Origin of the sequence: Variovorax sp. dw_954, from assembly GCF_018449755.1 — a bacterium.
In the GTDB taxonomy this organism is placed as follows: domain Bacteria; phylum Pseudomonadota; class Gammaproteobacteria; order Burkholderiales; family Burkholderiaceae_C; genus Variovorax.
In genome coordinates this window covers 43,324-65,820 of the sequence record NZ_JAAVVD010000029.1, presented here as the reverse complement: position 1 = coordinate 65,820, position 22,497 = coordinate 43,324, and the positions used below count along the sequence as shown (strand labels likewise).

The following is a 22,497-nucleotide window of genomic DNA, read 5'->3' as shown; positions in this document are numbered from 1 at the left end:
CTTTCCAATGGGACCCGGGCAGCCGGCCTACAGCGGATACTGGCGCTTGTTCTGGCTCACCGTGACGAGGTTGAGGTCGGTGAACATGTCGATGGCCCAGCGGCCGAAGCGCGCCCAGCCGCTGTCCTTCACACCGCCGAAAGGAATCTGGGGCTCGCCGCCCATGGTCGGCCCGTTCACGTTGACCATGCCCGACTGGATCTTTCCGCCGAGCATGATGCCCTTCCAGACGTCCGCGGTCATGACCGACGCCGACAGGCCGAAGTCGGTGCCATTGGCCTTGTCGATGGCCTCCTGCTCGGTGTCGAAAGGTTCGACGATCACGACGGGCCCGAAGACTTCCTCGCAGTAGATCGGCGCATCCGGCGGCACGTCGACAAGGACGGTCGGCGCGAAGCAGCGGCCTTCGCTGGTGCCACCTGCCAGCAAGCGTGCGCCCTTGGCGACGGCTTGCTCGATGCCCTTGCGCACGTTGGCCACGGCACGGTCATTGATGAGCGGACCGATCTTGGTCGCGGGATTGGTCGGGTCGCCGGCCTTGATCGCTTGCGCGCGTGCCACGAAGCGCTCGAGGAAGGCATCGAACAGCGGGCGCTCGACAAGGATCTTGCGCGTGTTCATGCAAATCTGCCCCTGGTGGAAGAAGGCCGCGAAGATCGCCGTGTCGATCGAGTAGTCGAGGTCGGCATCCTTCAGCACGATCATCGGGTTGTAGCCGCCCAGCTCCAGCGCGATGCGCTTCAAGTGCTGCCCGGCGCGCGCGGCCAGCATGGCGCCCGTCACCGACGAGCCGGTGAAGTTGTAGGCGCGCACCTTCCGGCTTTCGAACAGCTTGTCGGCGACTGGGCCGACTGCGCCGGGCGCATGGGTGACGACGTTGAGCACGCCTGGCGGAAAGCCGGCCTCCGTCATGATCTCGCCCATCAGGATGCCCGCGCACACGGGTGCGTCCTCCGAAGGCTTGAGCACCACGGTGTTGCCGCAGGCCAGTGGCGCGACGACTGTGCGAAAGCCCAGCGCCACCGAACCGTTCCATGGGGAGATGCCGCCGATGACGCCGAGCGGCTTGCGCAGCGCCATCGCGAACACGCCAGGTGTGTCGGATTGAACGATCTCTCCTCCCGGCAGGTACGGATAGCCGGCAGCCTGCCGCAGCAGTCCGACAGCCCATTGCACCTGGAACCGCGAGAACGGCGCGGCCGAGCCGGTCTCCTGCGCCATCAGCAGCACCACTTCGTCGGCGCGCCGCTCGAGGATGTCGGCCGCCTTCAGGAACAGCGCCTGGCGCTGTCGCGCGCCCATCGCGGCCCAAGCGGGAAACGCCTTGTCGGCGGCGTCGATGGCACGTTGCGCGTCAGCGCCGCTCGACGCAGGGATCTGCGCAAACACTTCGCCGTTGAAAGGATTGAAGTCGTCGTACGTCGCGCCCTCCTCCGCATCGACCCATTCGCCTGCGATCAACTGGCGATATTGGCGGACTCTGGTCGCTACTGCTTCTGTCATCTCTTGTTCCTTGGTTGTCTCTTCGATTGAGAGCGCATCTCTCTCACTTCATCGTGCATTGCGTGTGGTAGGAGTCCTGATAGTCCTTGAGCGGCGTTGCGACCGTCTTCAAGCTCACGCGGCCCTTGGCGTCCTTCGCGACCTCGAATGCGTACCAGTCGTTGATCGGGAAGTTGTTGTTGTTGAACTTGAGCGAGCCGCGAACCGACTTTGCGCTGCCTTGCTTCAATGCCGCCATGAAGGCTTTCTTGTTGCCCACCTCGCCCTTGACGCGCGCGATGGCGGTATCAAGCAACAGTGCGGAGTCGTAGCCCTGCGCGGCATAGTTCGACGGTATGCGGCCATATTTTTTCTCGAAGGCATCGACAAACTGCCGGCTCACAGGGTTGTCGGTATCGGGTGCCCAGAAGTGCACAGACTGGATGCCCAGCGCCGCGTCCTTCAGTGCGCCAAGTGTGGTGGCATCTGCCATACCCACCGTCAGAAGCGGCACGGTCTTCGACAGCCCTGCCAGCTGGTACTGCCGGATGAAGTTGATGTTGGCAGTCGGGATGAACGCAAAGGTTGCATCTGGTTTCTGGGAGGCGATTTGCGTCATCTCCGCCGAGAAGTCAGGCTGTGTGATGCCGGGGTAAATCTCGTCGACGACCACACCCTTGAAGTACTTCTTGAAGCCGTTGACGGCGTCCTTGCCAGCTTGGTAGTTTGTCGCGACCAGCACCATGCGCTTGTAGCCCTTGTCGTTGGCGTACTTGCCGGCGGCCTCCGCCCAACTGTCGTTCTGCCAGGACGAGACGAACTGGTAGGGCGAGCATTGCGCACCGGCCAGCGGTGAAGGACCGGCGTTGGCGCCGACCAGGAACACTTCCTTGCTGGTGATGGACTTGTTCACCGCCATCATCACGTTCGAGCCGGTGATGCCCGTGATGATGGAAACCTTATCCTTCTCGATCATCCGGTTGACGATCTGCAACGCCACCTCCGGCTTGAACTGATCGTCCTCCTTGATCACCTGCACCGGCGTACCACCGAGCTTGCCGCCGTTCTGCTCGATACCCAGCAGGAAACCGTCATACATGTCTTGGCCCAATGGGCTCACGGGGCCGGAGAGCGTGCCGAGGTAGCCAATCTTGATCGGCGTTTGCGCAAGGGCGATACCTGCCGAAAAAACGTATGCGAGCGCCACTGCCACTGACCTGCTTCTTGAAAAAATCATGGGTACCTTGAGAATGAAAAAGCACGGCGTTCGCCCTGGCCGCAGATCGTACGGACGCAAGGGCTTTCGCGGAAGATGCGAAAGCCGCTGCGCTGATACGAAGAATGAATCAGAAGGAGTGCGTAATGCCAACGTCGTAGCCCGTCGACGAGCGCGGCGCATATCCCCCCGTCGTGACATACCCGATGGCGAGGCCGGGGAGAATGCCCATGACGGGGTTGTTTTGGGCGTCCTTCATTCGGGTGTATGCGGCCGTTGCGGACAGCAACGTGCGCTTCGACAGGTAGTACACATATCCGATGGCAAAGCGCGAGGCAGATGCATCCTGGTTGGCCGGCAACAAACCGGGCGCGTCGGTCTTCGACTTCACATAGCTATACGCCGAGCGAACCATGCCAGCTCCAATCGGCACGGTCACGCCGACCAGCGCGCCTTCGTAGTTGGTCGAGGTGCGCGACGTCAACGCACTGGGCGCGCCCGTGCTGCCAAGCGCTGCAACGAGGTCGTCGGTGGTACGAGAGATTTCGCCGAACAGCTTCAACAGCTTGAAGTCGTATGACGCGGCAAGATCGGCCATCTTGACTTTGCGCTCGCGCGCCGGCGTGATGAACGGCGCCACCGCATCGACCGGCGTGCTCTCCACATACGAACCTGCCACGTCAAGCGGACCGTTGGCGTAGCCGAAGCGCGCGCCATAGAGGCCGCCGCGATTCGACGGGCTGCCCGGCACCAGCGAGTTCTTGATTCCCTCTGGAAGCGCGTACATCACCTGGCCGTAAAAGCCGCCCAACCCCGGCGGCAGGAAGTAGCCAATCGCGTTGCTGGTCCGAATGTAGTTGTCCAACGCTCCGCCCAACTGAGTGTTGAGAAGCCCTCCGCCCGACAACGCTGCCGCTGGCGCGATCCTGCCGTTGACGGAGCCGATCAGGCTCGCCCCGACGCCGATGTTGTTCATCGGGTCAAACAGCGTGTCGATCCAAAAGGTCGGCGTGTAATCGCGGCCCAGGCGCAACTCACCGAAAGGACCTGCAAGACTCACGGTGGAGCGCCGCGAGAAAAACGCCGCGCCGCCATCGTCGGTGGCCAGTTGCCCCTCCAGCCAGAAATTCGCGGACAGGCCGCCACCAAGGTCTTCGGTACCGCGAAAGCCGAGACGGCTCGGCACGAAGCTGTTACTCGAGAGTACCGTCTGGGTCTGCTTGATGGTCGTCTCGGGCACGACATAGCGCGTGCTCTTCGTGCCGTACGAGCTGATCGAGGTATCGATCACGCCGAAGAGCGTGACGGAGGACTGGGCCCCGGCAACTCCCGCGATTGCGAGAAGGATCATGGGGACGGCGATTTTCTTCATTGGCATTGCCTCTTAGTTGTAGCTGATCGAAATCTTTGAAACGACGCTGGTTGATCAGGGAAGGCGCGCTGGCGAAAGCGAGCGTGCCGGACTCTAGGAGGCGACGTAGCTTTTTCGAAGATGAGCAATGGCCGTCCGCGATCAGCTTCCTGTATCTCGGTGGAAACACCAACCCTGCGCGGGCGGTGATCCGACTTGCCTATCACTCGTCGCAAGTTCTCATCTGTGCGCGCGCGATGCGTGCCCCTACGATGGACCGCAACAATTCCAGGAGACACCATTGACCCATCGTTTGCTATGCACTGCTGCGGCGGCGTTTGCCTTGCTCGCCGGCTCCCAAGCTGGTGCCCAGACCCCGATGAAGATCGGCTTCCTCGCGACGCTTTCGGGCCCGCTCGGCACACTCGGGCAGGACCAGTACGATGGCTTCATGCTCGCCGTCGAGCAGCGCGGCGGAAAGCTCGGCGGCGTCCCCGTCCAGGTGCTGAAGGAAGACGACCAGTTCAAGCCCGAGGTGGCCTTGCAGCTGGCGCAGAAGATGATCGAGCGCGAGAACGTGCCGATCATCACGGGCATGACCGCATCCAATGTGATGATGGCAGTCGCCAAGCCGATCACCGACAAGAAGGTGTTCCTGTTGAGCACCAACGCGGGGCCTTCGGCGCTGGCGGGCGCGGGGTGCTCGCCTTACCAGTACGTCGTGTCGTTCCAGATCGACACGCTGACCGAAGGCGTGGGCAAGTACGCCTCCGACAAGGGTTACAAGAAGGTGACCTTGCTCACGCCGAACTATGTGGCCGGCAAGGACATGCTTGCCGGCTTCAAGCGCTACTATCGGGGCACCGTGGTGGATGAGGTCTACACGCCCTTGAACCAGCTCGACTTCTCGAGCGAGATCACGCAGATCGCGTCCAACAAGCCCGATGCGGTGTTCGTGTTCTATGCGGGCGCGCTCGGCGTGAACTTCGTGCGCCAGTACCAGCAGGCCGGGCTGCTCAAGACACTGCCACTGCTGTCGACCGGCACGATCGACGGCACCTCCCTGCCCGCCCTCAAGGACAGTGCACTGGGCGCGTTGAGCGGCCACATGTGGGCACCGGACATCGACAACCCCGCGAACCGCGAGTTCGTCGACGCGTACGAGAAGAAGTACAACCGCATTCCCTCCAACTTCGCTGCACAGGCCTACGACGGTGCGCTGCTGCTGGACTCCGCAATTGCCAAGGTCAAGGGCAACGTAACGGACAAGACTGCCTTCACCGCGGCAATGAAGGCCGCGGACTTCAAGTCCGTGCGCGGGTCGTTCCGCTTCGGCAACAACAACTTCCCGATCCAGGACCTGCGCATGTTCGAAGTCGCCAAGGATGCGAAGGGGCGCGTAAGCCTGAAGACCGTGGCGACGTCATTGAAGGACTACCAGGATCCCTTCCACGCGCAGTGCTCGCTTCCCTGACCCGGTAGGCGGTGCGGCTCGACGCCTGGTCTGGCAGACGTGGTGGTAGTCGATGTGGGTGATCTTGCCGTCAAACGTCGCTATGGCCTCGAGCACGCGCACGCAGCGCGCGTCGCTTGCTCGAGGCGAGCAAGCGAGCGACACCCGCGTGTCGAACGCCACGAGCACCTGACAAGCGTTCTCGGGGCAAATTCTCTTCGCCCAGTTCGGGCCAGAACGCCTGGGCATCACGCACTTCCTAGCGCGGAAACTCCGCATAAGCACACGACCAAGGTCCTCGCGACGGCCGTTAGCTACGCGGCCTGAGGCTTTGCTCCGATTGCGGAACGTAATTGGTCCTTGTAGACGTATGCGAAAGAGACCATCCGCGCGCCACGAGGTTCAACGCTGCGGAACCGCTTCACGTTCCACTCGGCCGTGCGGCTTCGCATCAGTCGATTGCTCTTCACGCCGGCCGGTGACCAGATGCCAAAGCCTCATGTCATCGGACGGCCACGCATCGCCGCGCCATGCGACGTGCTGGTCGGGACGGATGAGCGCGAACCGTGCGCGGTAGAGTTCGGCCAGCGCCATGCCATGCGGCCGCACGATGACCAGCGGCACCCCCGCTACACGAGCCGACGCTCGCGCGCGCTCGATGTCGTCGCCATTGGAATCATCCGTCACGAGCAGCGTGAAGCCGGCGCCGAAATGGTCGTAGAGCGATGTGCCGTCATGCAGCCACGCATGGGGCGCGAGACAGCCCGGTCGCGCCGAGGGCACGTAGTTCAGGAAGTCGTGGGCCGGCGCAGGCGTTCCGTCCGCCACGATCACCGGCGACGCGTCGTAGCGGTATCCCAGCATCACGCCGAGCGTGGCGAATTCGCGCAGCTTAGCGGCCGAAATGCGAGCACCGGCTTCCTTGCGTAATGCGGCGCCGGCTTCGTCATCGTCTTCCATGCCTTGTTGCCACAGTTGGTTGCCGAGCGTCGCGTGGTTGGCCACTGACTCGTCCATCACGTAGTCGTGCACACCGCGGCGTTCGCTTTCGTAGCTGTCGAGCAGACCGGGGCCGCCCCAACCCTGCAGGACGGCAGCTATCTTCCATCCGAGGTCCACACCGTCCGAGACGCCCATGTTCATTCCGTACCCGCCAAACGGCGGATGCAGATGGCACGCGTCGCCTGCGAGGAACACGCGGCTGCTCCGGTAGCGGTCGGCGATCAGGCGGCTCGCCACCCACTCGTCGGAACTCAGCACTTCGTAAGGCAGGTCGATGCCGGAGGCCTTGCGGATGAGCGCTGGCGCCTCGGACGGTTCGAACTTGAAGCCCTCCTTCACGCCGGTCGGCATGAAGTACCACCGGTCGTCGCTGTCCATCGGTCCGATGATGCTGGGCACGTCGGCGTTCACCTGCCAGTACATGATGGCGGGATCGTGACGGTGCGCTTTCGCAAGACCCGGCGCGCGGAACACGACGTTGTAGTTGCGGGACATGCCGTACGTGCCGTTCATGCGCGCGCCGATCGCCTCGCGCACGGTGCTGCGTGCCCCGTCGGCGCCGACAAGGAACTCGCTTTTTACCGCGCGCACCGCGCCGGTCTCGAGGCTGCGCGTGACAGCATGCACCCCACGGTCGTCCTGCTCGAACGAAACCAGTTCCGTGTTGAAGCAGATCTGCACGCCCGGCAAGGATGCGGCATGCGCGCGCATCACCTCTTCGACCGTGTACTGCGGAATCCACTGCGAGTGCTCCGAATAGAACGGGTTGCGTCCCGGCCCGCAATAAAGCGCGTTCTCGAAGCGCGCAAGCTCATGGCCGGCCAGCCGCGTCACGAAGAGCACATTCGACGGGTAGCTCACGCCCAGCGGCGACGCCGCACGCAAGGTTTCGGCGATGCCCCATCGGCGCATGTGTTCGCGCGTCCGGACGTTGGTAGTCTTGGCCCTCGGCGCATGGCCGACGCGCGCATTGCGCTCGATGACCAGGCATGGAATGCCGCGATGACCCAGTTCGATGGCGAGGGCGAGCCCGGTCGGGCCCGAGCCCACGATGAGCACGCGTGTTTGGATGTCTGCACTGTCGGTCAAGGTAGCCTCGATCGTTAGGATGTGAATGGAAGATGTGGTGCGCCCATGCCGAATCGCACGTGCGCGGTGAATTGCGATTCGGGGTCTTGCGATCAGACGCCGACGTATTCGCTCACGACGCCGGGTTCCGAGCGCAGGGCATCACTGCTCCCCGACCACACCACCTGGCCCTTCTCGACCACGTAATGCCGGTCGGCCAATCGCATCAGCGGGCCGATGTTCTTGTCGATGACGATCAGTGCGAGCCCCGCTGTCTTGAGGCGTTCGAGGCACGCCCAGATCTCCGCGCGGATCAAGGGTGCAAGGCCTTCCGTGGCCTCGTCGAGGATCAGCAGCAATGGGTTGGTCATCAGCGCGCGGCCGATCGCCAGCATCTGTTGCTCACCTCCCGACAGGTTGGCGCCAAGGTTGCGCTCGCGTTCCTTCAGGCGCGGGAACATGTCGTAGACCCGCTCGAGGTTCCAGCTTTGCGCAGCCTTGTGGCGGTTGCCGGCAGTGGCGACAAGGTTCTCATGCACCGTGAGGTTGGGAAACACGTGGCGGCCTTCCGGAACGAGCCCGAGCCCGGCTTGCGCCGCACGATGCGGGGGCTGGCCGTTGAGGTCGGAACCGGCAAACCGCACGCTGCCGGCGCGCGGAGTCAACAGTCCCATGATCGACTTGACCGTGGTCGTTTTGCCCATCCCGTTGCGGCCCACCAGCGTCACGACTTCGTGCGGCCTCACTTCGAGCGAGATGCCGAACAGGACCTGGCTGGATCCATAGCAGGTCTCGATGCGGTTCACCTCCAGCAATGCGCTCATGCCATTTCCTCCTGGTCGCCGAGATACGCTGCGCGCACGTCGGGGTTGTCCTGTATATCCTTGGGTGTACCGCAGGCAATGGGCCGACCGTAGACCAGCACGGCGATCCGGTCGGCCAACGCAAAGACGGCATCCATGTCGTGCTCGACCAGGACGATCGCGTAACGCCCCTTCAATCGCTGCAGCAAGGCCACCACTTCAAGCGACTCCTGGTGGCTCATCCCGGCCATGGGTTCGTCCAGCAAGAGCAGCTTGGGCTTCATCGCGAGGGCCATCGCGATCTCGAGTTGACGGCGCGCACCGTGCGCGAGCGCAGCAACCGGAATGTTCGCCATCGCGGCGAGACCCACTTCGGCCAGCGCTGCCATCGCGGGGTCGCGCAACGCGCGGTCCGAAGCGGCTGGTCGCCAGAAAGAAAAGCTGTGGCCGCTGCCGGCCTGCACCGCGAACATGACGTTCTGCAGCACGTCGAATCCCGAAAACACCGACGTGATCTGGAACGAGCGGGCAATGCCGGCCAGCGCGCGTTTGGGCATCGGCATGAACGTGACATCGACCCCATCGAGCAGGATCGACCCTTCGCTCGGCAGCAGCGCACCGGACAACTGGTTGAGCAGTGTCGTCTTTCCGGCGCCGTTGGGGCCGATCACGGCATGCAGCTCGCCGGGGCGAACCTCCAGGTCGAGATGGTCTGTGGCGATCAACCCGCCGAAGCGCTTCACCAGGCCCTTGACTTGCAGCGTGCTCATTCCTTGTCCTCCAGCAGCCAGCCATAGAGGCCCTGCTTGAGACCCAGCGTGACTAGCACGACGACCGCGCCGAGCACCAGCATCCAGTGATCGTGCAGCATGTCGTCCAGGCCCCAAGGCAGGCCGAGCCTGACGGACGTCAGCAGTTCCTGCAGCAGCAGCCACACACCGGCGCCGATGATCGGGCCGACCAGGCTGCCCAGGCCGCCCAGTACGATCATCGCGATCAACTCGCCCGACAGCGACCATTCCATGTAGGCGGGCGAGGCGAACGACGTGAGGTTTGCCAACAGCACGCCGGCGACCACGCAGACCAGCGCCGAAATCACATAGGCCGCCAGCTGGTAGGGCAAGGCCGAGAAGCCCAGCGCCGCCATGCGATGCGGATTGACCTTGGCCCCGCGCAACACCATGCCGAAGCGCGCATTGACGAGCCGATGGATGGCATACAACGTCGCTATCAGGATCGCGAAGATGACGTAGTAGAGGACCACGTTGTTGCTGAGGTCGAGCGCACCGAAGTCGCTGCGCGCCGCGATCGGCAACCCGTCGTCGCCGCCATAGTTCTTCAGGCCAACCGCCAGGAAGTAGATCATTTGCGCAAATGCCAGCGTGATCATGATGAAGGCGATGCCCCCGGTGCGAAGGCAGATCAGACCGATCACGACCGATGCACCGAGCCCCACCGCCAATGCCGCGCCGAGGTGCGCAAACCCGTTTGTGATGCCGTTCGTCGACAGCATGCCCACCGCATAGGCACCGATGCCGATGTACAGGGCGTGGCCGAAGCTGACGAGCGCACCGTAGCCCAGCACCAGGTTCAGGCCCAGCGCGGCCAGCGCATAAATCATGATGCGCGAGAACAGTGTGAGGTAGGTGGGTTGCGAGGCGAGCGACGAATAGACCGGGATCAGCGCAAGCAAGGCGATCACCAAGCCGACCGTGACGACGCGTGCTGTCGGCCTGCGTCGCGCCGCAGTTTTCCCATCGGGAATCGGAAGCTGAATGATGGAAGCGTTAGCCATGTTTCACCGGGAAAAGTCCCTGCGGGCGAACGGCGAGCACCGCGGCCATCAGGAGGTAGATCGACATCGACGCCAGCGCCGGGCCAGCGGCTTGCGCCAGGCTCCGCTCGAACAATTCGCGCATGACGCCGGGCAGCAAGGCTCGGCCCATCGTGTCGACCATGCCGACGATCAATGCCCCATAGAACGCACCCCGGATCGAGCCGACCCCGCCGGTCACGATCACCACCAGCGTGAGGATCAGGATCGGCTCGCCCATGCCGGGCTGCACCGACAGGATCGGGGCCGCCATCAGCCCCGCCAGGCCTGCGAGTGCTGCACCGGCGCCGAACACCACCGCATTGAGCAGCGAAATGTTCACGCCCAACGCCGAGACCATCGTGGCGTTGGATGCGCCGGCGCGAATCAGCATGCCGACACGCGTCTTGTGGATGACTACATAGAGGCCCCCGGCCACTGCCAGACCACAGGCAATGATCGCGAAGCGATACGCCGGATATGGCAAGCCCAAGAGGTTCACGGTCCCGCTCAGAGCCTCGGGCACATTGATGAACAGCGGCGACGGCCCCCAGATGATGCGCACCACTTCGTTGATGAAGAGGATGAGCCCGAAGGTGCCGAGCACCTGATAGAGGTGGTCGCGCTGGTAGAGCCGCCGCAGTACGACGCGCTCGATCAAGAGACCCATCGCCAGCGAGACCAGCACCGCTGCCACGCCAGCGAGGACGAAGGAGTTCCACCGGCCATAGGTGGCCGCCGCGACATAGGCGCCGATCATGTAGAGCGAGCCATGCGTCAGATTGATGCAGTTCATGATGCCCAGCACTAGCGTCAAGCCGGCCGATAGCAGGAACAGCAGCACGCCGAGCTGAAAGCCATTCAGCAACTGGGCGAGAAAGAGTGCGCCGGTCATGGCGGGGGCGACCCCATTCGATCAGTAGGTTTCATTGCGTTGTCTCCGCTTTTTGATGTGCCGATCGTAGGAACGATCGGCACAGACTGGCAGATGAGAAAGCGAGTGGTGCGATACGCATCCTGTATCGCTGCGCTCTAATGATGCACAACGAGCCCACTCCGGGATGTCACGGGGGTCGGACCGATGCAAGATCCCGATAATGGCGCCCTGTTGATAGATAAGTTTGATCAGCCGGAGTTGGGGACATGAAACTGAGTTCAATGCGCGACTTCGTGACCGTCGCAGAACGTGGCAGCTTGCGCGCCGCAGCACGTCAACTTGAGGTATCGCAGCCGACGATCACCCGCAGCATTCAGGAACTCGAGAAAGACCTCGGGGTGGCTTTATTCGAGCGGCGGGCCAAGGGCGTGCGCCTGACGCCAATGGGAGAGATGTTCTTCAGGCGTTCCAAGGCCATCCGAACGGAGGTCGCCCGCGCCCAGGAGGAAATCCTTCAGATGCGCGGCGCGCTCCAGGGGCACATCACCGTGTGCCTTTCGCCCGTGGCACACATGGCACTGCTACCCAACACCATTGGCCCGTTCCGCCAACGCTTTCCGGGCGTCACAGTGCGCTTGCTTGATTCGTTGCTGCCGGGAGTAGAGAACCAACTGATTGACGGGACGATCGATTTCTACGTCGGACCTACGTTCGAGGACATGTCGGGTGAATTGACAGTCGAGAAACTGCTCGACACCAATCGGGTCGTCCTCGGGCGCAAGGGACACCCGCTAGCCAACGCAACGTCGATTACCGAACTGGCGGAAGCGGAGTGGATGACCGCCTCGAGCACGCCACGCGCGCAAGAAGAGCTTTTGCCCCTGTTCGCAAAACTTGGCTTGCCCGCCCCGAAGCTTGTGTTCGAAGCGCAATCCGCATTGAGTTTCCTGATGGTGATGGCGTCCTCTGATCTGCTGATGCTCCTGCCGATTCATTGGTCGCAAGCGCCGGTCTTCCGGGACGCTTTGGAACGCATCAAAATCGTCGAGCCCCTGGTTGCGCAGCCGATCTGCATCGTGCAGCGCACTGGCCTGCCCCTGACGCCTGCGGCCGAGTACTTCTGCGACATGATTCGCCGCGCGAGCCTGCATGTGCATACGCTCATGTCTTAGACCACCGGAATTCAGCGCGCCGTCATTGGGGACCGAGTCCTTCGATCGGCCGCTGCCGGAGCCAGAGCACGAGATCAGTCTCTTGGAAGAATTGGCAGTGGAGCGCCGACCGCTTCCGGCAGCGAAGCGAGCGGATTCTCAGAGCATCTACCGACCTGACACAATGCATGTCGTCATGACAGACCAACTTGTTGAATCTCGCAAAAGACACTTCGCAGGCTCTTTGACCCGAGCCAAATAGCTGTCAGGCGAGGGGTCGTCCGCCGTCGATGGGTATCACGGCCCCTGTGGTGAAAGCCAGGTGTGTGGCGCAAGCCACCACCGCGCGGCCCACTTCATCGGGCTGCGCCAGCCGCCTCAACGGTGTTCGGGCCGCCTGCTCGTCGCGCCAGCTCGGGTCCATTGATTTGACGAATTCGGTATCTGCGAGTCCTGGCGAAACCGACAGCACACGAATTTTCGGAGCGAGCGCACGCGCCAGCGATCGAGTCATGTTGTCGACCGCCGCCTTCGATGCGCAGTAAGCGACGTTGCTTCCCATGGCCGTCACCGCGGCGATAGACGACAAATTCACCACCAATGCTGCGTCGCTCCGGTCGAGCAACTCTCGCATTGCACGCACCACGGCGAAAGGGCCGCGCACGTTGGTGGCCAAGATTTCATCGAACAGCGCATCGTCGAGCGCATCGAGTTCGCCGTGCGGGACGAATCGAGTGGTGCCAGCGCAGTTGACGACGATGTCACATCGGCCGCAGCGCTGCGCGATGTCACCCGCCAAAAGCGAGAGTGCCGCACTATCGGTCACTGGCGCCTTCATTGCGCAATGCGAAGCGCCCCGGTCCGAAGGCAGCATCGCTGCCAGAGCGATGGCGGCCGCTGCAGAGCGGTTGTATCCGACAATGACGCTCGCGCCAGCAGCGGCCAGCGATTCGCAGATCGCCGCACCCAGACCTCCGGCCCCGCCGGTGACCAGGGCGACCCGACCTTGCAGTGGTGCCTCCGTGGTGCTCATCCAGCCACTGCCTTCAGGCGCCGCACGCGGATGTCGGCCTGCTCCTTGTGGCCCGAGAGTTGTTCCAGCGCACACAGGCGTGAGCACACCTCGCCGATCTGAACCGAGGCCTCGTCTGTCAGCACGCGCTGATACGTGTGGGTCTTGATGAACTTGCCTACCCACAGTCCACCGGTATAGCGGCCGGCACCCATGGTGGGCAGCGTATGGTTGGTGCCAATCACCTTGTCGCCATAGGAGACGTTGGTGCGAGGACCCAGGAAAAGGGCCCCGTAGTTCGTCATGCGCTGCAAGAACCAATCCGGGTTCTTCGTCATCACCTGAACGTGTTCGGAGCACAAGCGGTCGGCCTCTGCCAGCATCTCCTCGTCGGTGTCGCACAAGATGATTTCGCCATAGTCGCGCCACGCGACGCTGGCGATTGGTGCGGTGTCCAATCGCCCGAGCACCTTTTCGATAGCCGCCGGCAGGTCGGCGGCGATGGACTTGCTGGTCGTGATGCAGAAGGCTGGCGAGGTCGCGCCGTGCTCTGCCTGGCCCATCAGGTCAACTGCCACCAGTTCGGCATCGACGCTGTCGTCGCAGATCACCATCGTCTCAGTCGGGCCGGCGAACAGGTCGATGCCCACGCGCCCGAAAAGCTGGCGCTTGGCTTCGGCCACGTAGGCATTGCCAGGGCCGACGATCATGTCAACGGGCTTGAAAGTGTCGGTGCCTATGGCCATGGCTGCCACGGCTTGCACGCCGCCGACACAGTAGATTTCGTCCGCTCCCGCAAGGGCCATTGCGGCAACGATCTCGTTGCTGGGCTTTCCATCGAAAGGCGGCGCGCAGGCCACCACGCGCTTCACGCCAGCGACCTTGGCAGTGAGTACGCTCATGTGAGCGGACGCGATCAGCGGGTACTTGCCACCCGGGATGTAGCAGCCGACAGAGTTCACAGGAATGTTGCGATGGCCCAGCACGACGCCGGGCAGCGTCTCGATCTCGACGTCGTGCATCGAACTCTTCTGGATCTGCGCGAAGCGACGGATCTGCGCCTGCGCGAACTTGATGTCGGCCAGGGCCTGCGGCGTGAGCGCCGCGATGCAGGCATCGATCTGCGCATGGCCGAGCCTGAATGAGGCCGGACTCCATTTGTCGAACTTCTCGGAGTATTCGCGTACCGCCGAATCACCGCGCGATTCGATGTCGGCCAGTATGGTTTCCACGGTTTCGCGCACCTTGGCGTCACGGTCCGATTTGCCGGCTGCTGCCTGGCCACTCTTGAGTTGCTTGATCACGGGGGTTCCTTCGTCGGCCTTTCGCGCCGTTGGGTTGCAAGATATGCATAAAATTACAGCGCATGCGGCTATGCAACTTGCACGCATATGCTCAGTAGTAACCCTTAATCCCATTCACCCATGCCAACCAGACCTTCGAAGCCGCCGTATCCGAAATCAAAGCGTGGCCCGACCAGCGTTCGCCTGCAGGACATTGCGGATCGGCTCGGCTTGTCGCAGTCAACCGTCTCCAGAGCGTTGGCCGGCCACTCGGCCATCAGCGAGGCAACGCGCGCGTCCGTGCAGCAGGCTGCGGCCGACCTGGGCTTTCGATTTGGCGCGGGCAACAGGCGCAGTCGCAAGTCGACCAGTCGGATGATCGGTTTGGTCGTCGGAAATCTGCACAACAGTTTCATGACCCTGTTGCTTGAGGAACTGCACAAAGCCTTCGCCGAGTATGGCTACCACACCACCTTGATCATCGATTCATTGAACGAAGCCGAGCAATTGCCGACCTTCCGGCCCTTGATCGACGGCTATTTCGAGGGGATGGTGTTCGCCACCGCCACCCTGGACTCGCAGGTCGTCCCGGAGGTCCAGCGACGCGGCATTCCGTTGGTGCTGGTGGTGCGGTCGGTGGATGATGTGTCGGTAGACACGGTCGAGATCGACAATTTCCACGCTGGCGCCGAGGCAGCGCGCCACCTTCATGACCTCGGGCACCGTCGCATAGGCATGGTTCTCGGTCCCCAAAACACTTCGACCAGCCGGGACCGGGCCAGGGGCGTGTTGAGCGTGTTGAACCCCTCCGGCAAGCCCCAGACCGCCCTCCCGGTGATGTGGGGCCTCTACACGACCGAACATGGCTATTCGTCGGCGCTTCAACTCCTCGCACAGCCCAAACCCGTCACCGCGATCATTGCCGGCAATGACACCATCGCACTCGGCGTCCTCGAAGCGGCGAAGCAGTCTCGCGTGGCCGTTCCGGGCGGTCTTTCCGTGATCGGATTCGACGACAACCCGCTTTCGGGTTCGCCATTGATCGGGCTCACCACTGTCCGGCAGCCGGTCGAGACCATGGCCCGCACAGCCGCGCGGCGCTTGCTGGAGAGGATCGGCGCGAAGAACATCAATCCTGTCACGCGCGACGTGCTGCCCACGCAATTGATTGCTCGTCGGACCACAGGCTCAGCACGTTAGTGCCCTCGGCGCTCACACCGCGTCGTAGGCCAACCAACGCGCCGCATTGCGCCATCGCAGGAACTCCGTGGCTTCTTCGCTGAGTTCGAGCGACAGGAGCCGCCGGGCCGGCTCGCGATCCATGATTGCAAACGGGTAGTCGGTGCCGACCATCACCTGAGTCTCGCCGACCATCTCGATCAACGCTCGGATGGGCGCAGCGTCGTACAGCAGGTTGTCATAGAACATCATTCGCGCCGCCGTTTTGGGAGCCAGTTCGATGGCATCGCGCAGCGCCTGCGTCGCTTCCCATGCGAACTGCAGCCTCGGCACCAGCGCCTGGATAGAGCCCCCGCCGTGACTCATCGCGATGCGCAGCCTGGGATGCCGCGCGAGCGTGCCGCCGGTGATCAGCGAGGCGGCCGCCAGGCCGATCTCTCCAGGAAACGCCACCACCTGTTCGAGTGACGAAGGCCCCACGAGTCGGTCCATGCCGGTCGGACGCAGCGGGTGCACGAACACTGCTGCGCCCCAGGCTTCCGCGGCTGCGAAGAAGGGCTCGAACCGAGGGTCGCCGATAGCCGTGCCATTCACATTGCTTCCGATCTCTACGCCCGACAACTTCAGCACGTGCATCGCGTGGTCGAGTTCGCGGGTCGCAAGGTCCACGTCCTGCAGCGGCACGGCGCCCAGCGCGCTAAAGCGTGCGGGCGCGTCAGCGACCATCTGCGCCAGGGTCTCGTTGAGGTAGCGCGACAGCACTGCGCCATCGTCGGGCGCCAGCCAGTACGACAGCAGCTCTGGCATCGGCGACAGCACGTGGCGATCGACTTCAATGCGGTCCATGTCGTCGCGGCGCAGCACCGTGTCCCAGCTCTGCTCGGGCACGGTGCGGTAGACCTTGCCGGAGATCATGACGTGCCGATGGCAGGGCTGCGCCTGCGCCATCGAAGGCCAGGGCACGCCAATGCGCGAACCGAGATAGGCCGGGAAGTCGCGCGGCACGACATGGGTGTGGATGTCGATGCAGCCACAGCGTGGGCGAAGCGTTGGGTGGTCCATGTCTTGTAGGTCTCCGAAGTGGTGATGTAACTCCCTGCCAAGGGTTAGTCCCTAGTCGGGAAGCCAGCCAATACGATTGCAAAAGCAACCATATTGTCTTCTAATTCGATTCAGACAAAAGGTCGCTTTTACAACCTAATTGGAGCTCACCGTGACTTCAGATGCAACCACCCTCGCGCGGCCTGTGCGCGCCGACGCCGCCACGAAAGCGAGGAACCCCACCTTCGACGAATTGATGGCCCGCGCCACCGCCCTGAGCGCCGTGGTGCGCGAACGCGCCCGACAGACCGAGCAGGATCGCCGTGTCTCGCCAGAGGTCACCGACATGCTGCGCCATGCCGGCCTCTACCGCGCGTTGCAACCTAAGCGCTTCGGCGGCTATGAACTCTCCATCGAAGAGCTGCGCAGCCTGGCCTTTGAAATTGGACGCGGCTGCACCTCGACTGGCTGGTGCTACGGCCTCAGCGCCGCCATGTCGTGGGTCCTCGGCATGTTCCCGGACCAGGCGCAACACGACGTGTGGGGCGAAGCGCCCGAGGCGGTGGTCGCCTCCTGCATCGCGCCCACCGGAAAGATACGCAGCGTCGACGGCGGCTACAAGTTCCAGGGCCGCTGGAGCTTCGGCAGCAACAGCGACAACGCGAGTTGGCTGGCACTCGGCGGCATGCTTTCCACGGGCGAGGGCCAGCCGCCGCGGCCCATGTTCCTGCTGGTGCCCGAGGGCCAGTACCGGATCATCGACAACTGGCACACGGTCGGACTTGCAGGCACCGGCAGCAAGGACATCGCCATCGAGGAAGAGATCTTCGTGCCCGCGCATCGCAGCGTGAGCTTCGCTGATGTGCTGGATCAGCAATCACCGGGCGCGCTGGTGAATTCGTCGCCGATCTACCGCATCCCCTTCCTGAGCGGCTTTCCGCCCCTGCTGGCCAATCCCGCGGTCGCAGCCTTGCGAGGCGCGATCGATGAATTCGTCGAGAGCGTGGCCGCGCGCACCACGCGGGGCGCTTTCGTCGGCGGCGGCAACACGATCGGCCATTTCGGCCACGTGCAGTCGGCCATTGCCGAAGCCGAGGCAGCCGTCGACGCGGCCCAGTTGATCCTGCAGCGCGACCTTCGCGTGGTGTCGGACATGGCGGCATGCGGCAGCAAGCCGAGCACCGAGCAGCGCATCGAGTTCCGTCGAGGCCATGCCTATGCCGTCAAGTTGTGCGTGAACGCCATCAACGGCCTGTTCGACGCCGTGGGTGGCACCGGCATCAACCTCGACAACGGCGTGCAGCGCGCATGGCGCGACATCCACGCAGTGGCGCATCACATCAGCGTCAACTGGAACGCCGTTTCCACGATGTGCGGCCAGATGCGCCTCGGCCTGCCGCCGCGCGGCCAGTACTGAAGACGCAGGACTTCCCAATGATCCGCTATCAGAAATTCGGCCGCGTCGAGATCGACGTCACCGACCTGGCGCGTTCGCGCCGCTACTACGAGGAGGTGGTGGGGTTGCAGTACGTCGGCACAGGGGCTGACGGCGAGGTGCTGCTGCGCTGCGACCAAGAGCATCACAACTTCGTGCTGCATGCTGCTGCCAGCGCGGGCCTGCGCTGCGCGGGCTTCATGCTCGAGGACATGGCGCAGTTCGAACCCCTGCTGGCGCGGCTGGCCCAAGCCGACATCGAGGTGCACGAAAGCACGTCGCAGGCCTGCCACGCGCGCGCCCAAAAGCGGGCGATACGGATCTTCGAGCCCACCGTCGGCGCCACCATCGAGTTCTACGTTCCCACCGACGACTCAGCACGACCGTTCAAGCCTACGGTGGCGCGCATCCAGCGGCTGGGCCATGTGGTATTCAACACGCCGCAGCCCGAGGCGGCACTGCGCTTCTGGCACGAGGTGCTCAACTTCAAGATCTCCGACGCGGTCGGTGACATGATCACCTTCCTGCGCTGCTGGCCGAACCCCTATCACCACGGCATCGGCATCGCAAAGTTCCCGGGCCACAGCCTGCACCACGTAAATTTCATGGTGACCGAGATCGACGACGTCGGACGCGCGTTGAGCCGCCTGCGTCGCGCCGAATCGCCAATCGTCTTCGGGCCCGGCCGCCATCCGGCGTCCGAAAGCGTGTTCCTGTACTTCCTCGACCCGGACGGTCTGACGATGGAATACAGCTTCGGCATGGAGGCCTTTCCCGAGACCTTCGCGCGCGAGCCACGCGCGCTTCCCTTGCGCCCCGAGTGGCTGGACCAATGGGGCTCCACCCGCGATCCCCGCTGCTTCACCGGCGCGGGCCCGAATGCATCCATGGAAACCAGCGAGGTGAGCAATGAGCACCATTGAAGGCGCGGCCGTCGATCCGCGCGAACTGCGCAATGCGCTGGGACGCTTCGCCACGGGCGTCTGCGTCGTGACCACCCTCGGCCAGGACGGTCGTGCGGCGGGGCTCACGGTGAACTCATTCAGCTCTGTGTCCCTGGACCCGCCGCTGGTGGCTTGGTGCCTGGGCCGCAATGCGCCCAGCTTGGCCGCCTTCTCGGCGTCGGACTACTTCGCGGTGCATGTGCTGGCCGCCGACCAGCAACACATCGCGATGCATTTCGCGCGACCGTCGGACAACAAGTTCGCGTTGCTCGAAGGTGAACTGCTGCAGGGCATCGGCAATGTGCCGGTGCTGGCCAACGCCCTGGCACGCTTCGAATGCCGCAGGGCCAATATGACCGACTGTGGTGATCACGTCATGTTCTTCGGTCAGGTCGAACGCTTCAGCTACGCCAGCAGCGAGCCCCTGCTGTTCCATGCCGGCCGTTTCGTCGAAGACCGCCGGCAGCCGGCCGCCTGACTTCATTTCCAAGAAAACGAGGAGACAACGTGTCCATTCAGCTTCGCAATCCCTGGTGGATCGTGCTCGGCTCGGTGCTGGGCCTGATCGTCGGCAACGTGACCGTGCTGCAGTTCTCAACCTCGGTGCTGATGAAGCCGATCATGGCCGAGTTCGGCTGGAACCGCAGCGTGCTGTCGGCCGCGGTGATGCTCGGCTCCTTCTGCGCCGCGGCCGCGACGCCGTTCGTCGGACGTCTGATCGACAAGCATGGCGTCAAGCCGATCACGCTGCTGGCCATCAGCTTCTTCGCCCTGTCGACGGCCGCCATGTCGTTGGCGCCCGCAGCGGCGCCGGTGTTCATCGGCATGTTCTGCGTCCTCGGCGTGTTCAGCGGCGGCCAGGCACCGCTGCCCTATGCCAAGTCGATCGCCGGCGCCTTCGACCGCCGGCGCGGCCTGGCGATGGGCATCGCGATGACGGGCGTCGGCCTCGGCACCGCGCTGATTCCGAAGCTCGCGCAGCTCTATCTCGATAACTTCGGGTGGCGCGGCGCCTATGTCGCGCTGGGCGCCACGGTGTTCGTGATCGCCTTTCCGGCGGTGGCGCTGTTCCTGAGCGAACCGACGGCACGCCGTGGTGCACTGACTTCAGCCATGCTGCCCGGACTGGAGGCCAGGCAGGTGGTACGGACAACGAATTTCTGGGTCCTGTCCTTTGTATTCCTGTGTATTCCCATCGTGGCCAATGGCATCATCGTGCATCTGGCTCCGCTGCTCACCGACCGCGGCATTCCGGCGCAGCAGGCGGTGTCGATCTTCGCCAGCATCGGCGCCTCGCTCATCGTCGGGCGGCTGGCGTGCGGCTACTTCCTCGACCGCTTCTTCGCGCCGCATGTGGCGATCGCCTTCATCGTGATTCCCGCGCTCGGCGTCATCACCTTGCTGGCCAGTTCCGACCCGGTGCTGACCACGGTCGGCGCAGTCATGGTGGGCATCGGCCTCGGCGCCGAGGTCGACCTGATCGGCTACCTGCAAAGCCGCTACTTCGGGCTGCGCGCCTTTGGCCAGGTCTACGGCTACCTGTTCGCGATCTTCACTGTGGGCACCGGACTCGGCCCCTTCGTGATGGCTGCGACCTTCGACGCCACCGGCTCCTACAGCACTGCCCTGATCGGCTTTGTCGCCACGCTGGCTTGTGCCGCGGTGGCGCTGCTGCGCATGCCCAGGACCTATGCCTTCCCGGTGCAGCACGCTGGCACCGAGGCCATTGCGCCTGTTTCCCAGGCGGCGTCGGGCATCCGACCAGCCTGAACTTTCTTTTTCTTCTTCGTTCCCTGCAACCCTCATGAAACTCGTCACCTACTTTTTCGACAACAGGACTTCGATCGGCAAGGTCGAAGGCGATCGGGTCATCGATTTGCCCGCCAACGCGCCTTCGCTCCCCGCCACGATGCGCGAACTGCTTCAGGCCGGAGCGGACGTCCTGGCGATCGCCGAGGCGATCCCGGCCAGTGCCGCGCATGCGCATCCGTTGGCCAGCGTGAAGTTGCTGGCCCCCCTGCCGAATCCTTCGAAGTTCCTCGCCATCGGCATGAACTACAAGAAGCATGTCGAAGAGGCAACCAAGGTCGGCGTCAAGACGCCGCCGACCCAGGTCTGGTTCAACAAGCAGGTCTCGTGCATCAACGGCCCGCATGGCGATGTGCACCTGCCAAAGGTGTCGGACAAGCTGGACTACGAGGTCGAACTTTGCGTGGTCATCGGCAAGCGCTGTCGGCATGTGCGTCGCGAAGACGCGCGCTCGGTGATCGCGGGCTACATGGTGTGCAACGACGTCTCGGTGCGAGACTGGCAGTTGGCGACGCCGACCATGACTGTTGGCAAGTCCTTCGACACTTCCGGTCCGACCGGCCCGTGGATCGTGACGCCCGATGAGATCGCAGACTTCGACGCCCTGCGTCTTCGCATGTGGGTGAACGGCGAGTTGCGCCAGGACGACTTCGCCAACCAGATGATCCATGACATCGATGCCCAGATCGCCTACCTGTCGGCCGCCTTCACGCTGGAACCGGGCGACCTGCTAGCCACCGGCACGCCCTCGGGCGTCGGTGTGGCGATGGATCCACCAAGCTACCTGAAGGCGGGCGACGTGATGCGCGCCGAGATCGAGGGCATCGGCGCAATCGAGAATCGCGTGGTACCCGAACCGTTTTGAGCGGGAGCCAAAGGCCAGAGATCATGGTTTAAGCTACCAAACGACATGGCGTGGATTCAGCGCCGCCACCGTGAACCTCCCAGCCGAAATGACTCGAAGTCCTCCCCGAACGCCCTCTCCCACGCCCCCCGCCAAGCGTGCGCCGATGCCCAGGTCCGCGAGCCGGAAGCTCCCTGCGCCGCCCGGCGGGGCGCTGTTCGACGTAGAGCATTCGATCGGCTACCTCCTCAACAGAGCGGCGAACATCATCGCCGCGCGCTTCAGCGACGAACTGAAGGCACACAGCGTCAACTTGCAGACTTGGCGTGTGCTCGCCGCGCTTAGCTACCAGGATCAGCAGTCACTGACCGATCTGGCAAACCACACCGGCGCCGAGCTGTCGTACCTATCGCGCTCGGTGGCCAGCGCCGAGACACGCGGCTTGGTGGCCCGCGTGGTATCGCCGGCCGACAAGCGCGCCTTCCTGCTCACACTCACGCCCGCCGGAAAAACGATGGTGAAAGAGCTGACGCCGCACGGCATGCGCATCGAGAAGAGCTCCCTCACTGGCGTGCCGAAGGCCGACGTCGAGACCACTCTGCGCACCTTGCATGCGATCTACCACAACATGGTCGACAGCACAGACGACTCAGCCGGCATGAACCGGAAATTGACCGTCGCCAGACGCGTCCGGAAGAGGCGCGCGCAGGAAGACGGGAGTATTTGACTGCCGC

Annotated in this window: 20 protein-coding genes; 9 read left to right on the top strand and 11 right to left on the bottom strand. The window is 63.6% G+C overall.

The genetic code is table 11. From position 1 onward, the window contains the following. Positions 1–27: 27 nt before the first annotated feature. Genes HB681_RS31825 through HB681_RS31815 form a run of 3 tightly spaced genes read right to left on the bottom strand, consistent with a single transcriptional unit; the run spans position 28 to position 4,070 of the window. Positions 28–1,503, bottom strand: coding sequence for an aldehyde dehydrogenase family protein (locus HB681_RS31825; protein WP_213958881.1), 1,476 nt, complete (start codon positions 1,501–1,503; stop codon positions 28–30). Positions 1,504–1,546: 43 nt separating this feature from the next. Continuing rightward, entirely contained in the window at positions 1,547–2,881 is a 1,335-nt protein-coding gene (locus HB681_RS31820) for an ABC transporter substrate-binding protein (RefSeq protein WP_256735172.1), read from the bottom strand. Beyond that, entirely contained in the window at positions 2,829–4,070 is a 1,242-nt protein-coding gene (locus tag HB681_RS31815) for a porin (RefSeq protein ID WP_213958880.1), read from the bottom strand. Before HB681_RS31815 ends, HB681_RS31820 begins: the two co-directional genes overlap by 53 nt. A gap of 280 nt (positions 4,071–4,350) precedes the next feature. On the opposite strand from HB681_RS31815, the gene HB681_RS31810 reads away from it, so the two are divergent. Next, on the top strand, positions 4,351–5,523 hold the full coding sequence (locus HB681_RS31810) for an ABC transporter substrate-binding protein (protein WP_256735171.1): 1,173 nt from the start codon (positions 4,351–4,353) through the stop codon (positions 5,521–5,523). A 381-nt stretch (positions 5,524–5,904) separates the two neighbouring features. Here the strand turns inward: HB681_RS31810 and HB681_RS31805 are convergent, their stop codons facing one another. The 5 genes from HB681_RS31805 to HB681_RS31785 form a co-directional block, all read right to left on the bottom strand. Further along, entirely contained in the window at positions 5,905–7,593 is a 1,689-nt protein-coding gene (locus tag HB681_RS31805) for an FAD-dependent monooxygenase (protein ID WP_218628361.1), read from the bottom strand. Between the two features lie 92 nt (positions 7,594–7,685). Then, the gene (locus tag HB681_RS31800) at positions 7,686–8,396 is read right to left on the bottom strand and encodes an ABC transporter ATP-binding protein (RefSeq protein WP_213958879.1); all 711 of its coding nucleotides are present in this window, start codon (positions 8,394–8,396) and stop codon (positions 7,686–7,688) included. Beyond that, positions 8,393–9,145 (bottom strand): ABC transporter ATP-binding protein, encoded by a 753-nt coding sequence (locus HB681_RS31795; protein WP_213958878.1) that lies wholly within the window; start codon positions 9,143–9,145, stop codon positions 8,393–8,395. Before HB681_RS31795 ends, HB681_RS31800 begins: the two co-directional genes overlap by 4 nt. Next, entirely contained in the window at positions 9,142–10,170 is a 1,029-nt protein-coding gene (locus HB681_RS31790) for a branched-chain amino acid ABC transporter permease (RefSeq protein ID WP_213958877.1), read from the bottom strand. The genes HB681_RS31795 and HB681_RS31790 overlap by 4 nt, the downstream gene beginning before the upstream one ends. Then, positions 10,163–11,083, bottom strand: a complete 921-nt coding sequence (locus tag HB681_RS31785; RefSeq protein WP_213958876.1) for a branched-chain amino acid ABC transporter permease — start codon at positions 11,081–11,083, stop codon at positions 10,163–10,165. The genes HB681_RS31790 and HB681_RS31785 overlap by 8 nt, the downstream gene beginning before the upstream one ends. A 248-nt stretch (positions 11,084–11,331) precedes the next feature. Here HB681_RS31785 and HB681_RS31780 point away from each other — a divergent pair, with 248 nt between their 5' ends. Then, the gene (locus HB681_RS31780) at positions 11,332–12,237 is read left to right on the top strand and encodes a LysR substrate-binding domain-containing protein (protein ID WP_213958875.1); all 906 of its coding nucleotides are present in this window, start codon (positions 11,332–11,334) and stop codon (positions 12,235–12,237) included. Between the two features lie 244 nt (positions 12,238–12,481). On the opposite strand, the gene HB681_RS31775 is transcribed toward HB681_RS31780, so the two are convergent. Then, the gene (locus HB681_RS31775) at positions 12,482–13,249 is read right to left on the bottom strand and encodes an SDR family oxidoreductase (RefSeq protein WP_213958874.1); all 768 of its coding nucleotides are present in this window, start codon (positions 13,247–13,249) and stop codon (positions 12,482–12,484) included. Next, on the bottom strand, positions 13,246–14,532 hold the full coding sequence (hisD, locus tag HB681_RS31770) for a histidinol dehydrogenase (protein WP_345944790.1): 1,287 nt from the start codon (positions 14,530–14,532) through the stop codon (positions 13,246–13,248). Before hisD ends, HB681_RS31775 begins: the two co-directional genes overlap by 4 nt. A 120-nt stretch (positions 14,533–14,652) precedes the next feature. Here hisD and HB681_RS31765 point away from each other — a divergent pair, with 120 nt between their 5' ends. Next, positions 14,653–15,711, top strand: a complete 1,059-nt coding sequence (locus tag HB681_RS31765; protein WP_213958872.1) for a LacI family DNA-binding transcriptional regulator — start codon at positions 14,653–14,655, stop codon at positions 15,709–15,711. 12 nt (positions 15,712–15,723) lie between these two features. Here the strand turns inward: HB681_RS31765 and HB681_RS31760 are convergent, their stop codons facing one another. Next, positions 15,724–16,752, bottom strand: coding sequence for an amidohydrolase family protein (locus tag HB681_RS31760; protein ID WP_213958871.1), 1,029 nt, complete (start codon positions 16,750–16,752; stop codon positions 15,724–15,726). Between the two features lie 151 nt (positions 16,753–16,903). On the opposite strand from HB681_RS31760, the gene HB681_RS38855 reads away from it, so the two are divergent. The 6 genes from HB681_RS38855 to HB681_RS31730 all read left to right on the top strand — a co-directional run bounded on the left by HB681_RS38855 (position 16,904) and on the right by HB681_RS31730 (position 22,490). Continuing rightward, positions 16,904–18,148 (top strand): acyl-CoA dehydrogenase family protein, encoded by a 1,245-nt coding sequence (locus HB681_RS38855; protein WP_345944789.1) that lies wholly within the window; start codon positions 16,904–16,906, stop codon positions 18,146–18,148. A gap of 17 nt (positions 18,149–18,165) precedes the next feature. Next, complete coding sequence (locus HB681_RS31750) at positions 18,166–19,089, top strand: VOC family protein (protein WP_213958870.1); 924 nt, start codon at positions 18,166–18,168, stop codon at positions 19,087–19,089. Continuing rightward, complete coding sequence (locus HB681_RS31745) at positions 19,076–19,588, top strand: flavin reductase family protein (protein WP_213958869.1); 513 nt, start codon at positions 19,076–19,078, stop codon at positions 19,586–19,588. The genes HB681_RS31750 and HB681_RS31745 overlap by 14 nt, the downstream gene beginning before the upstream one ends. A 29-nt stretch (positions 19,589–19,617) precedes the next feature. Then, positions 19,618–20,880, top strand: a complete 1,263-nt coding sequence (locus tag HB681_RS31740) for an MFS transporter (RefSeq protein ID WP_345944788.1) — start codon at positions 19,618–19,620, stop codon at positions 20,878–20,880. A gap of 34 nt (positions 20,881–20,914) precedes the next feature. Continuing rightward, positions 20,915–21,784: a fumarylacetoacetate hydrolase family protein gene (locus HB681_RS31735; RefSeq protein ID WP_213958868.1), complete on the top strand. Its 870-nt coding sequence runs from the start codon at positions 20,915–20,917 to the stop codon at positions 21,782–21,784. Positions 21,785–21,929: 145 nt separating this feature from the next. Continuing rightward, positions 21,930–22,490, top strand: coding sequence for a MarR family winged helix-turn-helix transcriptional regulator (locus tag HB681_RS31730; protein WP_213958867.1), 561 nt, complete (start codon positions 21,930–21,932; stop codon positions 22,488–22,490). The last annotated feature ends 7 nt before the right edge of the window (positions 22,491–22,497 follow it).